The 14001-nt window shown below is 71.1% G+C and carries 9 protein-coding genes; 1 reads left to right on the forward strand and 8 read right to left on the reverse strand.

Annotation, left to right across the window (positions count from 1 at the left end):
• Positions 1–515: 515 nt before the first annotated feature.
• The 8 genes from ACFY3I_RS02075 to fusA all read right to left on the reverse strand — a co-directional run bounded on the left by ACFY3I_RS02075 (position 516) and on the right by fusA (position 11500).
• The gene (locus ACFY3I_RS02075) at positions 516–1235 is read right to left on the reverse strand and encodes a YcnI family protein (protein WP_390858920.1); all 720 of its coding nucleotides are present in this window, start codon (positions 1233–1235) and stop codon (positions 516–518) included.
• 51 nt (positions 1236–1286) lie between these two features.
• On the reverse strand, positions 1287–1976 hold the full coding sequence (locus ACFY3I_RS02080) for a hypothetical protein (RefSeq protein WP_390858921.1): 690 nt from the start codon (positions 1974–1976) through the stop codon (positions 1287–1289).
• Positions 1977–2245: 269 nt separating this feature from the next.
• Positions 2246–4120 carry a discoidin domain-containing protein gene (locus ACFY3I_RS02085; protein ID WP_390859411.1) on the reverse strand — a complete coding sequence of 625 codons (1875 nt, stop codon included), beginning with the start codon at positions 4118–4120 and terminating at the stop codon, positions 2246–2248.
• 147 nt (positions 4121–4267) lie between these two features.
• A complete protein-coding gene (locus tag ACFY3I_RS02090) occupies positions 4268–5626 on the reverse strand; it encodes a GH1 family beta-glucosidase (RefSeq protein ID WP_390858922.1) in 1359 nt (452 codons plus the stop codon).
• A 38-nt stretch (positions 5627–5664) separates the two neighbouring features.
• On the reverse strand, positions 5665–6525 hold the full coding sequence (locus tag ACFY3I_RS02095) for a carbohydrate ABC transporter permease (protein ID WP_390858923.1): 861 nt from the start codon (positions 6523–6525) through the stop codon (positions 5665–5667).
• On the reverse strand, positions 6518–7510 hold the full coding sequence (locus ACFY3I_RS02100) for a sugar ABC transporter permease (RefSeq protein ID WP_365288435.1): 993 nt from the start codon (positions 7508–7510) through the stop codon (positions 6518–6520). Before ACFY3I_RS02100 ends, ACFY3I_RS02095 begins: the two co-directional genes overlap by 8 nt.
• A 5-nt stretch (positions 7511–7515) precedes the next feature.
• Entirely contained in the window at positions 7516–8832 is a 1317-nt protein-coding gene (locus ACFY3I_RS02105) for a sugar ABC transporter substrate-binding protein (RefSeq protein ID WP_365288433.1), read from the reverse strand.
• Between the two features lie 619 nt (positions 8833–9451).
• Positions 9452–11500, reverse strand: coding sequence for an elongation factor G (gene fusA, locus ACFY3I_RS02110; RefSeq protein ID WP_390858924.1), 2049 nt, complete (start codon positions 11498–11500; stop codon positions 9452–9454).
• A gap of 933 nt (positions 11501–12433) precedes the next feature.
• Between fusA and ACFY3I_RS02115 the strand changes: the two genes are divergently transcribed.
• Complete coding sequence (locus ACFY3I_RS02115; protein WP_390858925.1) at positions 12434–13696, forward strand: MFS transporter; 1263 nt, start codon at positions 12434–12436, stop codon at positions 13694–13696.
• Positions 13697–14001: the final 305 nt, after the last annotated feature.

Here is a 14001-nt window from a genome sequence, read left to right on the forward strand (position 1 = left end):
CGCGGTGACCGCGGTGGCCGCGGGCACGGAGGAGGGGCCGGGGGCGGCCCGGGCGGCCGGGCTGCGGCTGACGGTGCGCGCGGGAGCGAGGGCGCGGGTCGCGGTGCGCACGGAGGAGCGGAAGATGCGGGAACTGGCGGCGGCGGTACGGTGATCCGCCCGACGAACTGACCGAGCACGACGCGGGGCCCGGACCGGGGGATGGTCCGGGCCCTGCCGTTTGCCTGCGGGTGTTGGCCGGGGGTGGCCTACCTGTGTTGGCCTACTGGAGTTGGCCTACCGGCGTTGACCCACGGGTGTTGGCCTACGGACGTTGGCCAACCGGCGTTTACCCACGGACGTTGGCCTACCAGGGTTGGCCAACGGGCGTTTGCCAACGGGCGCTGACCTAGCGGCACTTGCCCACGGGCGTTGGCCCACCGGCGTTTGCCAACCTGTGTTCACCCACGGACGTTGGCCAACCGGCCTTGACCTGTGGGCGTTTGCCAACCCGGCGTTTGCCTATGAATCCAGGCCTACGACCGCGCTCCCCGCGTACGCACGAAGGCGAACGTGGCCGCCGCCAGGCCCAGTACGCCGACGATCAGGCCCGCGATGCCGAGGCCCCGCGCGGTGGAGTCGCTGGCGTCGGCCGCCGCGGCCGGCGTCGCCTTCGCACTGCTCTTCGTCGGCGCGGTCGGGGCGGTGTCGCCGCCGCCCGCCGTCAGCTCGAGCGTCGGCGCCGGGTTCTCCGGCTCCTCCGCGCCGTCCGCGGCCTCCTCGATCCAGCGGACGACCTTGCCGTCGGAGTACGTCTGGAGGGTCTTGAAGGTCAGCCGGCCGGTGTCCTCGGGAAGCTGGCCGAACGCCACGTCGAAGTCCTCGAACTGCCCGGCGCCGATCTTCCCGCCGGTCCAGGTGATCTCGGAGGCGGCGTCGGTGATCGTGCCGTCGTCGGTCTTGACGGGCGTCTTGAGCTTGGTGGTGGTCACCTTCGCGGTCCAGCCGTCACGCGGGGAGACGAGGACGCCGAGGACCGGGTGGTCGGTGGGCAGGAAGACCTGCACCTTGGTGGTGGATGCGGTGTCCTCCTCGTTGGGCACGCGGAAGGTCAGGACGCCGTCGGTGGCGCCCTTGGCGTAGCTCTCGGGGTGGACGGTGACGTGCGCGGAGGCGACGCCGGCGGCCAGGAGGACCGAGGCGGCGGTGAGCGCGGTGACGGCGCCGGCGCGGCGCAGGGCGGAGTTGGCAGACATGGGTGAGTGATCTCCGTACGGGTGAAGTCTGGGTGGACGGTACTGCGGGTGTCAGACCGGGTACGGGATCACGGCTGGCGGGCCACGCCGGCTCACCGCGTGCCGCAGGGCGCGCAGTCGGCGGGGGCGGGCCGGCCCGGCGGGGGCGCGGCGCGGGCCGGTGGCCGGGCTGGGCAGTGGGGCGTCACGCCACCAGGCCGCCAGGCCGGGTACGAGGGCGACCGCTCGGCGCAGCAGCGACCACAGTGCCGCCTCGCCTCGGCGCAGCCACCAGGATGCGACCAGGGCGGCGAGCACATGGGCGAGGGTGGCGTGCGCGGTCAGGGCGTGGGCCTGCGGATACCGCTGCGCCATGGCCACCATGGCATCGCCGTGCATCCGCATGTGTCCCATCGACATGTGTGCTGCCGACATGTGTGGTGCCGACATGGCTGCGGTCGACATGCCTGCGGTCGACATGCCCGCCATGCTCATGGTGCCCGGCGGAGTGGGGGTCGTCGCGGCGAAGCCGAAGTGCAGGCCCGTCTGGGTGAGCAGCATGCCGACGGCGATCTCCGGGAGCCCGCGCTCCCGCCCCGCGAGGGCGCGCACCGGGCCGAACACGGCGACGAGCCCGGCCGCGTCGGCCCACAGCGGCGGCATCCGGCCCATGGCGAGCGCGTGTCCGGCGGCGGCCAGCAGCACGCACACCGCGGCGAACACCGCGGCACGCAGGCTCCGTACCGCCGGTGACGCACTCATGGTGAGTGATCCTCCCACGGTGGGGAGATACGCGCGGCGCGGACGGCGCGTTCACGGCGGGCCGGGCCCGTGGGGGTGACCGTCCAGTGCGGTGCGGCACCTCCGGCCACCCCCGCGTACGTCCGCCCCCCGGATACGTCCGGGCGTGTCAGGGCATGTCACCGCCCGCGATCGACGCGCCCGGCCCGGCGGCGGGACCGGCGCACCGCGCGCGGAACGACCGCGTGCGGTGACGCACCGTCCGCGCGCGCCCCGCTCCTCCCGTGCCGCTACTTCTTCTGTTCCACCCGCACCCAGTCCACCTCCGCCTGCACTCCCCCGGCCGCGATCCTGTCGACGCTGGACTGCGGGAGGCCCCAGTAGGGGGTGGTGACCTGGTTCCAGCCGGCGGGGTAGGCGCCGCCCAGGGCGAGGTTGAGGATGACGTACTGGTTGTGGTCGTAGACCCACTGGCCGCGCGTGGACTCGACCTTGTTGCGGGTGGTCTCCTGGACCAGGATGTCGTCGACGTAGAAGCGCATCCCCGTCGGCGTCCACTCCACCGCGTAGGTGTGCCACTGGTCGGCGGTGCCGCCGTTCGGGTAGGTCTGGCGGGCGCCGATGTTGCCGTCGGCCGAGTAGCCGGGGCCGTGCAGGGCGGTGCTGGTCCAGGTCGGGTAGCCGATGTTCTCCATGATGTCGGTCTCGCCGGAGGCCGGCCAGGAGACCGAGGGGTTGTCGACGTTGCTGCCGAGCAGCCAGAAGGCCGGCCAGTAGCCGTCGCCGACGGGCAGCTTCATACGGGCGCTGACCTTGCCGTAGGTGAAGTCGAAGTGGGTGTTGGTGTCGATGCGGCCGGAGGTGAAGTCGTAGGTGCCGCCGCCCGCCTGGGTGCAGCCCTTGCAGTACTTCGCCTTGAGGAGCAGCTCGCCGTTCTGCGTCACGATGTTGTTCGGCGAGTCGACGTACGCCTGGGACTCGCCGTTGACCGGGCCCATCTCGGTGCCGGTGCGCACCACCCGCCACTTGGAGCGGTCCAGGGAGCTGCCGGTGAAGTCGTCGAAGAACGTGGTCTGGTAGGCGCCGGACTGGTCGGCCGGGAGGGCGGGGTAGGCGGCCGCCGCGCTGCCGCCGGTGCCCCAGACCTGGAACTCGTAGAGGGAGTAGCCGAACTGGGCCGTGTAGGGGGCCGGGTTGTAGAAGCTGCGGCGTTCCTTGCCGAGCATCCGGACGTACCGGCCGGTGGCCGGGGAGGGGAGGGTGACGGTGTCGTGCAGGCCCACCGCGTCCCCGGGGGCGGCGACGTTCGCGCGGCGGGAGGCGATCTGGGCGGCCGACGGCTCGTACACGGTGCGCCAGTTGGTGTTGTCGTCGGAGACCTGGAGGAGGTAGTCCACGGCGTACGCCGACTCCCAGTAGAGGTCCACCGAGGAGATCGTGGACCGGGCGCCGAGGTCGACGGAGATCCAGCGGTCGGCGTTCCAGTCGCTGGACCAGCGGGTGGAGTCGCCCTTGAGGTCGGCGGGCCAGCCGCCGTCGGTGGCGAAGGCCGGCGAGTTGCCCGCGTGCTGGTAGTAGTTGGAGAACGCCGGGTGGTTGAGGGCGAGGTTGGTGACGGCCGAGGAGGCCGGGGCGGGTTCGCCACCGTAGACCTTGAAGTTCCACAGGGAGTAGCCGTAGGGGGTGGCGCGCTCGATGCCGCGCATCCGGACGTAGCGGCCGGTGACCTCCTGCGGGTAGGTGCTCGCGGTGACGGAGCCGCCGGTGCCCGCGGTCTCGGTGTAGAACGGCGTCCAGTCGGTGCCGTTCCTCGAGGCCTCCAGGACGTACCTCTTGCCGTAGGCGGCCTCCCAGTCGAGGACCACCCGGTCGATGCGGAGGGTGGTGCCCAGGTCGATGCGGATCCAGGCGTCGTCGGCGAAGTTGCTGGACCAGCGGGTGCCGCCGTTGCCGTCGAAGGCCAGGCCGGGCGTGGTGCCGCCGTTCTCGCTGCCGGAGGCGGTGACGGCGTTCGGGTTCGCCGTGAAGGCGGTGTTCGCGCGGTCGGTGTCCCAGGTCACGGCGGCCGCGGCGGCGGACGCGGGGGCGGCCAGGACCGGACCCGAGGCGAGCAGGGCCGCCGTCGCGAGGGCGGCCAGGAGGGTGCGGGGAACGCTGGTCGGCATGCGGGTCTCCTGAGTGTCCATGGTGCACATGTTGTGTTCATGACAGATCAGAGGGCGGTGTTCGCGGCCCGTCGTGCATGCGCGCAAAGGAGCGGGATGGCGCGGTGGACGCGGAACTCCCCTGGACCGCGTCCACCGCCGATCAGGTCAGGCCGCCTGGCGGGCCTGTCCCCGGTGCTCGCGGATGACGTCCGCGTACCGGTGGCCGGTGCCCTTGATGGTGCGGACCTGGGTCTTGTAGTCGACGTGGACCAGGCCGAACCGCTTGTCGTAGCCGTAGGCCCACTCGAAGTTGTCCAGCAGCGACCAGGCGAAGTAGCCGGCCAGCGGGGCGCCCTTGCGGGCCGCCGACGCGCAGGCGGCGAGGTGGCCGATCAGGTACTCCTGGCGCTCCGGATCGTCGATCGTGCCGTCGGGGCGGATCACGTCCGGGTAGGCCGAGCCGTTCTCGGTGACGTAGAGCTTGCGCGCGCCGTACTCGTTCGTCAGGCGCAGCAGCAGCGTCTCGATGCCGCTCGCGTCGATCTCCCAGTCCATCCCGGTGCGCGGCACGTCGGGACGGTGCACGGAACGGGCGTACGGGGCCGGACCGTTCGGGTCGTCCTCGATGTAGGCCGGGAAGTAGTAGTTCAGGCCCAGCCAGTCGAGCGGGGTGGCGATCGTCTCCAGGTCGCCGGGGCGCACGGGGAGTTCGACGCCGTACGTCTCGACCATGTCGGCCGGGAAGCCTCGGCCGTGCACCGGGTCCAGCCACCAGCGGTTGACGTGCCCGTCGTGGCGGCGGACGGCGGCCTGGTCCTCGGGGCGGTCCGAGGCGGCGAACACCGTGGAGAGGTTGTTCACGATGCCGACCGCGGCGCCGGGCGCGGCGGCGCGGATCGCCTGGGCGGCCAGGCCGTGGCCGAGGAGCAGGTGGTAGGAGGCGCGGACGGCGGCCGTCAGGTCGGTCCAGCCGGGGGCCATCGTGCCCTCCAGGTGTCCGATCCAGGCCGAGCAGGAGGGCTCGTTGAGCGTGGTCCAGTGCTTGACCCGGTCGCCGAGGCGTTCGGCGACGACGGAGGCGTAGGCGGCGAAGTGCTCGGCGGTCTCCCGCTCGGGCCAGCCGCCCCGGTCCTGGAGGGCCTGCGGCAGGTCCCAGTGGTAGAGCGTGACCGACGGGGTGATCCCCGCCGCAAGCAGGGCGTCGATCAACTCGTCGTAGAAGTCGAGGCCCTTGGCGTTGACCGGGCCGTCGCCGCCGGGCCGCACCCGCGGCCAGGCGACCGACAGCCGGTAGGCGTTGGTGCCGAGCCGGCCCATCAGGCCGATGTCCTCACGCCAGCGGTGGTAGTGGTCGCAGGCGATGTCGCCGTTGTCGTCGCCCGCGATCTTCCCCGGGGTGTGCGAGAAGGTGTCCCAGATGGAGGGTGCGCGGCCGTCCTCGGCGACGGCTCCCTCGATCTGGTACGCCGCGGTTGCCGTTCCCCACAGGAAGTCGTGCGGGAGTGCGGCGAGGTCGATGGTCACGGAATTCCTTTCGCGACAAGCTTCGGAACTAGGGGGTTTCACTTGACGGCGCCGGCCGTCAACCCGGCGACGAGGTAGCGCTGGAGCAGCAGGAAGCCGGCCACCACGGGGACGCTCACCACGAGCGAGGCGGCCATGATCTGGTTCCAGTACACGTCGTTGAGGGTGGAGTAGCCCTGGAGGCCGACGGCCAGGGTGCGGGTCGTGTCGTTGGTCATCACCGACGCGAAGAGCACCTCGCCCCAGGCGGTCATGAAGGCGTAGACGGCGACCGCGACGATCCCGGGGATCGCGGCGGGTACGACGATCCGCAGCAGCGCGCCGAGCGGCCCGCAGCCGTCCACCAGCGCCGCCTCGTCCAGGTCCCTGGGCACCGAGTCGAAGTACCCGATCAGCATCCAGATCGAGAACGGCAGCGAGAACGTCAGGTAGGTGAGGATCAGGCCGCCGCGGGAGCCGAACAGGGCGATGCCGGTGGCGTTGCCGATGTTGACGTACAGGAGGAACAGCGGCAGCAGGAAGAGGATGCCCGGGAACATCTGGGTGGACAGCACGGTGACCGTGAAGACCCGCTTGCCGCGGAACTCGTAACGGCTCACCGCGTAGGCGGCGAACACCGCGACGACGACCGAGCAGACGGTGGCCGCGACCGACACGATCAGCGAGTTCACGAAGTACTTGGCGAGCGGGACCGTCGACCAGATGTCGATGTACGGACGGATGGTAAGGCCACTGGGCAGCCAGCGGAACTTGCTGGTGACGTCCGCGAGCGGCTTCAGCGAGCTGGAGATCATCACGTACACGGGGATCAGCACGAACCCGGTGAGCAGCGTGAGGAAGATCCCCCGGGCCCAGAGGAAGGAGCGCGGCGGGGCCATGGGCGAGGCGGGGCTAGACATCGGCGGTCCTCCGTCCGCGCGAGGTGAACACCAGGTACACGCCGGTCACCACCAGCAGGAAGAGCAGCAGGAGCACGGACATGGCCGAGCCGGTGCCGAAGTTCCAGGTGACGAAGGAGGCCTGGTAGATGTGGACGGAGATGAGGTCGGCGGCCTCGGGCGCGGACTTGCCGAACAGCACGTAGGGCGTGTTGAAGTCGTTGAACGTCCACAGGAACAGGACCAGGACGAGCACCTGGTTGACCGGGCGCAGGGACGGCATCGTGATGCGGCGGATCTGCTGCCACATGCCGGCGCCGTCCAGCGCGGCCGCCTCGTAGAGCTCCTTCGGGATGTTCTGCAGGCCGGCCATCACGATCAGGAAGGCGAACGGCCAGCCCTTCCACACCGACACGATCAGCAGCGCGTAGAAGCTGTTGTCACCGATCAGCCAGAACGACGGCTTGTCGGTGAGGTGCAACTGGTCGTGCAGGACATGGTTCACCAGGCCGTTGTCGTGCTGGAACATGAACACCCAGGTGATGACGGCCGCGTAGACCGGCAGCGCGTACGGCACCAGGAACAGGGCGCGCAGCAGGCCGCGGCCCTTGAAGGTGTCCTGCATGAACACGGCGGCCGCGGTGCCGATCAGCCAGCACAGGCCGACCGACAGCAGCGTGAACGTCACGGTGACGAAGAAGGAGTGCAACAGGGCCTTGCCGACCGGGGCGTCGAAGTCGACCGACATCTTGTAGTTGTCGAACGCGCTCCAGGGGGCGGTGGTCCAGTCGCGGATGTAGAACTGGGTCAGCTCCTTGAAGCTCATCACGACGCCGATGACCATCGGGATCAGATGGACGAGGAGTTCGAGCAGCAGCGCGGGCAGGAGCAGCAGGTAGGGCAGTCCGATCCGGCGGATCCGCCCGGGACGGCGGCCCGAGCCGCCCGCCGTCCCGGGGGAGTTCGCACGCACCGGCTCGGTTACGGCGGTGGTGGTGGTCGTCATCGCGTTCAGGCCGCCGGCATCTGCTGCTGGGCCTTCTCCAGCTCGGCCTTCACGGAGTCGGTGGTGACGGCGTGACCGGCGGCGACGGCGGCGAACAGGTTCTTCACGGCCGTACCGACGGTGGTCTCGAACTGCGACTCGGCGGCCACCTGGGGAAGCGCGGCGGCGGAGGTGGCGAGGGTGTTCTTGAGCACCGCGTTGGCCGGCGAGTTGAAGGCGGCGTCCTCCTGGGCGGCCTTGACCGGCGGGATGGAGCTGTAGGCGGTGTTGAGGATCTTCTGCTCGTCGTCGCTGGTCATGAACTTCACGAACTTCGTCGCGCCGTCGAGGTTCTTGGAGTTCTTGAAGACGGAGATGTTGATGCCGGCGACCATCGAGTTGACCTGGGCACCGGTGCCGGGGGTGCCGGACTGGACGGGCACCGGGGCGATGCCGTAGTCGCTCTCGCTCATGCCCTGCGACTTGAGGTTGGCGGACGCCGACTGCCACAGCAGCATCGCCTGCTTGCCCTTGGCGAAGTCGCTGACGGACTGGTTCTGCGCGTACTCGGCGTCGCCGGTCGGGATGACCTTGTCCTTGGCCATCAGGTCGACGTACTGCTTGACCGCGTCGACGACCTTCGGATCGGTGAAGTTGGGCTTGCCGTCGGCGGTGAAGAAGTCCGCGCCGTGCTGCTTGGCGAAGACGAAGACGTGGTGGATGTTCTCCGAGACGTTGCCGCCCTCGGCGCCGAGGACCGACTTGCCCTTCGCCTGGATCTTCTTGCCGTCGGCGACCAGCTCGTCCCAGGTGACCGGGGGCTTGGCGATGCCGGCGTCGGCGAAGATCTTCTTGTTGTAGTAGAGGGCGTAGGCCATCGAGTACAGCGGGACGGCCGCCGGGTCCTTGCCCTCGGCACCGGTGGAGCCGAGCGCGGAGTCGACGAACCGGTCCTTGCCGCCGATCTTGTCGAAGTTCTTGGCGTCCCAGGGCAGCAGCGCGCCGGTCGCCTGCAGCGAGGCGCTCCAGGTGTTGCCGATGTTCAGCACGTCGGGGCCCTGGCCGGAGGTGGTCGCGGTCAGGATGCGGTTGAGCAGGTCGGACCAGGGCACGACCTCCAGCTTGACCTTGATGCCGGTCTGCTTCTGGAACTTGTCGAGCTCCGGCTGGAGCGTCTTCTTGTCGATCTCGATGCTGGCGCCCTGGTTGGAGGCCCAGTAGGTGAGCGTCTTCGGGGAGTCGTTGGACCCGCCCCCGGTGGACGAACCGCCACCGCAGGCCGTGGCCGCGAGGGCGAGAGACATGGTGACGGCGCCTACGGCCGCGGCTCGGATGCTGCGCATGGCTCCAGCTGTGCCTTTCCGGGAGTCGAGAACCCCGAGAGGGCTTCGCGGCGGCCGGTGCCCGCAGGTGCGGAGACCGAGACGACCGTTCGGCTTCGGAAGCCCCCTCATGGCTTAATTTAGGACGTGAGTTAATCCCCCGATCAGTGACTCGTCAAGGGATCCGGCACGGGTATCCGCGCAGGCGGGACGGGGAACAGCCGGTTCCGCCCCGCTGCCGCACCCACCCCATACGGCGTGACCTGCGCCGGAGCCGGGCAACCGGGGCGAAGACCGCCCACGGGGCGTTCCACAACGGTTGTGTTTCGACGCGGGGTTGCCGCCCGACGCATGCCCCGCCTGAGGCCCGGCGCCGGGTCCTGTATGAGGACCGGCCCGGCTCCGCGCGACGACCGGCCCGACCCCCGCACGCCGACCGATCCGGTACTGCGCGCCAACCGGCCCGGCTCCGGGCGACGCCCGTCGCGGTGACCCGCGTCCCGGGCCCGCCGTCGCGCCCGGAGGGACCGGCTCCGGGCGCCGTGGGCCTGCCGGGGTGCGGGCGCCCGTGGCTGCGGGAGTCGGACAGCGGGCGCCCGTGGCCGAGGGAGTCGGACACCGGGCGCCCGCTGTCGCGGGGTCAGCGGGTCGGGGCGTAGCCCGTCGGGCGGGTGGTGAAGGTGCCCCGGCCCCGGGTGCGACCCCGCAACCGCGTCGCGTAGCCGAAGAGTTCGGCCAGCGGCACGGTGGCGGTCAGCACCGCCGACCCGCCCCGCGCCACGGAACCGGTGACCCTGCCCCGCCGCGCTGCCAGATCGCCCAGTACCGCGCCGACCGCGTCCTCGGGCACGGTCACCGTGACGTCCGCGACCGGCTCCAGCAGGACCATTACGCAGTCCCGCAGGGCCTCGCGCAGACCCAGCCTGCCCGCCGTGCGGAACGCCGTGTCGGACGAGTCCTTCACGTGCGTCGAGCCGTCGGTGAGGACGACCCGCAGCCCGGTGACCGGGTGCCCGCCGAGAGGACCCTCGGTGAGCGCGTCCCGGCAGCCGGCCTCGACCGCGCGGACGTACTCCTGGGGCACCCGGCCGCCGACGACCGCCGACCTGAACTCGAAGCCCGCCTCGTGGTCCAGCGGTTCGACGTCCAGCACGACGTGCGCGAACTGCCCGGCGCCGCCCGTCTGATGGACATGACGGTGGACGAAGCCGGTCACCCCGCGCACCACGGCCTCCCGCAGGGCGACCCGTGGCCGGCCCACCGCGACCTCGGGGCCGCCGTCCCCGCGCATCTTCGCCACGGCGACCTCCAGATGCAGTTCGCCCATCCCGGACAGCACGGTCTGTCCCGTCTCCGGATCGGTGCGCGCCACCAGCGAGGGGTCCTCCTCGGTCAGCCGGGCCAGCGCCTGGGCCAGCCGGCCGGTGTCGGTGCCGCGGCGGGCCTCGACGGCGACGGACACCACCGGCTCCGGGGCGTGGGGCGGCTCCAGGAGCAGCGGGGCGTCCGGCGCGCACAGCGTGGAGCCGGGGCGGGCCGCCTTCGGTCCGGCGACGGCGACGATGTCACCGGCCACCGCCCGGTCCACGGCCTCGTGGCGCCCGGCCATGACGCGAAGGACGCGGCCGACGCGTTCGGTGCGACGGGTCGCGGGGTCCCACACGGTGTCTCCCTTCTCGACGGTGCCGGAGTAGACGCGGAGGTGGGTGAGGCGCCCGGTGGGCGTCACGGTCACCTTGAACGCGAGCGCCGCGAACGGCTCCTCGGGGTCGGCGGCCCGCCGCCGTTCGACGCCCTCGTGCACACCGCGTACGGCGGGGACGTCGAGCGGGGACGGCAGCCAGGCCACCGCCGCGTCCAGCAGCGGTTCGATGCCCCGGTTGCGGTAGGCGGAGCCGCACAGCACGACGAGTCCCTCACCGGTCAGGGTGAGGTCGCGCAGGGCGGTGTGCAGCGTGCCGTCGGAGAGGCGCCCGGCCGGCCCGCAGAACTCGTCGAGCGCGCCCGGGTGCAGGGCGGCCACCGCCTCCTCCAGCGCGCGCCGCCGGCGCTCCGCCTCCGCGCGCAGCCCGTCGGGGACCGGCCCCGGCACCGCCGTGCCCTCGCCGTCCGGCCATGTGTGCGCACGCATGCGCACCAGGTCGACGACGCCGATGAAGCCGTCCTCCGTGCCGATCGGCAGCTGGACGACGAGCGGCGCCGGGTGCAGCCGGCGGCGGATCGACTCGACCGCTCCGTCGAGGTCGGCGCCCGCCCGGTCCAGCTTGTTGACGAAGGCGATCCTGGGGACGCCGTGCCGGTCGGCCTGCCGCCACACCGACTCGCTCTGCGGCTCCACGCCGGCCACCGCGTCGAACACGGCGATCGCGCCGTCGAGGACGCGCAGGGAGCGTTCGACCTCGTCGGCGAAGTCGACGTGGCCGGGGGTGTCGATGAGGGTGACGCGGTGTCCGGCCCACGCGCAGCTGACGGCGGCGGCGAAGATGGTGATGCCGCGGTCCCGTTCCTGGGGGTCGAAATCGGTGGCGGTGGTGCCCTCGTGCACCTCGCCGCGTTTGTGGATGGCACCGGCGGCGAAGAGGATGCGTTCGGTGACGGTGGTCTTTCCGGCGTCGACGTGGGCGAGGATGCCCAGGTTGCGAACGGCCGCGAGGGAGGTGACGGAGTTCGGGTGGAGTTCGGCGCGCATGGCCCGTTGCCTTTCGAATGCGGTTCCCGGAGGGTTCCTGGAATGGGCGCGCAATTTCCGTGCTGCGGAGTTCACCGGTTCACGACTGACGGCATGTCAATGCCCGTACTCATGACAAGAGTTGAAGGTCCCGGTGGGGCGTCACGGAGTCCGGTACCGGCCGCGCGGCGGGTACCGGAGGGACGGGGACACGAGGATCACCTCGTAGCGGGAACGGGAAGAGACGGCGCTCGCGCGGTCACGCATGGCCCTCTCCCCTCAATCGCCCGAACTCGTCGCACCGGTGCGCCGCGTTCGTCTTCCGCGGCTACGGTGCGTGATACCGGGCGAGTGTAGGCGGTCGGCGCCGGACTCGGCACGCGCTTTTCCCACCAGCGGACTTGCGCTTCCCCCCGGCCGGTTCGTTCCCGTTTCGGTACCCGTCATGGAAAGGAGTGTGCCGTTGTCCCGACATTTTCCGGACATTCATCCGGACGGCCTCGATAACTCCGCCGCCACGGAAGGCGCTTTCCGGTTCGGCGAACGGCGCGGAAGAGGTTCGCCGGAAGAGATCGGCGCAACTCAAGCGATTGGCCGAAAGCACGCTTTCCAGTACCCAGCGGGACATCGGCACACCCATCCCCGCCGCCGGTCCCGCCGACTCGGGAATGGACGTCCGGTACGCCCCGGATGCACATCGTCGCGGGTGGCAACAGGGGACGCACCTGCTGCTTCCGGTCCGGCCGCAGGGGACATGGAACATGTGTGGATATTCGGTGAAGCACCGTTCGTGGCCGAGAAATCGGGATCGCCCATGAGCCTCCGAACGTCCGCCCAAAGGCCGGAAAGCAGCCCGTCCCGATGGCCGGTGGACGCTCCACCACTTCACGAGCAGGCCTAATCTGATCGGCGAGCAGACTGGACGGGCACGGCGAGTGGACGGATTGGACTGGCTTGGACACGCACAAGACGAGGAGAACGCCGTTCAGCGCGCCGCGCCGGACCACCGCCATGCCGGTGGCCGCGCAAGTGCTCATCGCGGGAACGCTGTTCTCCCGGTTCGGCGACAGCCTCGCCTCGCTGGGACTGGTGCTGCACGCCGCGGACCGGGACATCCGGTTCGGGGTGACCGAGGTGATGCTCGCCGAACTCATCCCGACGGTCCTCGCGGCTCCGCTGATCGGCTCCCTGGTGGACCGTTTCAGCGCCCGGGCGGTCTGCCTGTGGGCACTGCTGGCCCAGTCCCTGTTCCTGGGGGCGGCGACCGCGACCGGCGGATTCCATGTCAGGGTCGCGCTCATCGCACTGTCCGCCCTGGCCGGAGTGGCCTCGGTGGCGGCCGGGTTCAAGATGCTGCCCGCCGTCGCCGGTGACCGGCACACCGGCCGGGCCAACAGCCTGCTGACCGCCGGGCTGTCCGTGGCGGGACTGCTCGGCCCTCCCCTGGCAGGCTTCCTCAACTCCCGGTGGGGCACGGGCGTACTCCTCGGCGTGGACGCCGTGTCCTTCCTCGTGCTCGCGGGCTGCACCATGCTGGCGGTGCCGGGTTCCGTGGACGTGTCGATCGGCCGCCGCCCCGCCACGAAGCTGGCGGACGGCTACCGGGCGCTGCGTGACGCCCCGGTGGTGGGCACGCTGATGCCGGCCCTGGCGGCGGCGATGGTGGCCACCAGCATCGAGAGCGTCGCGGGCGTCTTCTACCTGCGTGACGTGGTCAACGGCAACGACACCGTCTTCGGGCTGTTCCTGGCCACCTGGGCCCTGGGGTCCGTCCCCGGCGCCCTGCTCGCGGGCCGCGCCGGCTGGGCGGACCGGCACACCCTGCTGATCGTCGGCGGGGTGGGGGGCATCGGTCTGGGCCTGCTCCTCACCGGTCTGATACCGGTCGCCGGGGTGATCTTCCCGCTGTTCCTGATCGCCGGTTTCGGCAACGGCGCCTGCAACGTCGGTCTGCGCAACGCCGTGCACACCCGGGTCCCGGCCGAGGTGCACGGCAGTGCCTGGGCGTGTTTCCAGGCGCTGTCCCGCAGTTGCATCGGCGTCGGCTATCTGCTGGGCACCCCGAACGGCCTGGTCTCCAGCCAGGGCCAGGTGATCGTTTCGGGAGTCATCCCGCTGGTCGCCATGGCATGGGCGGGCCTGGCCTTCGCCCGGCGCGGCGAGAGCACGGTCACGGAGCCCCCGGCGCCCTCCACGCCGTCGCCGCCACCGGCCTGAGCGTCCCGAGCGGACGCGCCGGTCCCCGAGCCGCCTGCCGGTCGGCCTCACCCCGCTCGGGCCACCTTGCCCGGCGGGCGGTCACGAGTACGCGGGCGCCGTAGGCATCGTGTTCAACTGCGGTGCCGGCGACACCAGGACCGTGGGCCGGCCGCTGTCCGCCGACGAGCCTGGCAGACACGTGTCTTGACGGAGCCTTTGGTCTAGTCCTCTTGACGGCGAAGACCACGGGGAGTTTGGTATGTACCAATACCGCTCGGGTCCACCCCCACTCCTCCGCCCTCCCCGGGCATCCCGAAAGGGAA

The organism is Streptomyces sp. NPDC001068, from assembly GCF_042897315.1.
In the GTDB taxonomy this organism is placed as follows: Bacteria; Actinomycetota; Actinomycetes; order Streptomycetales; family Streptomycetaceae; genus Streptomyces.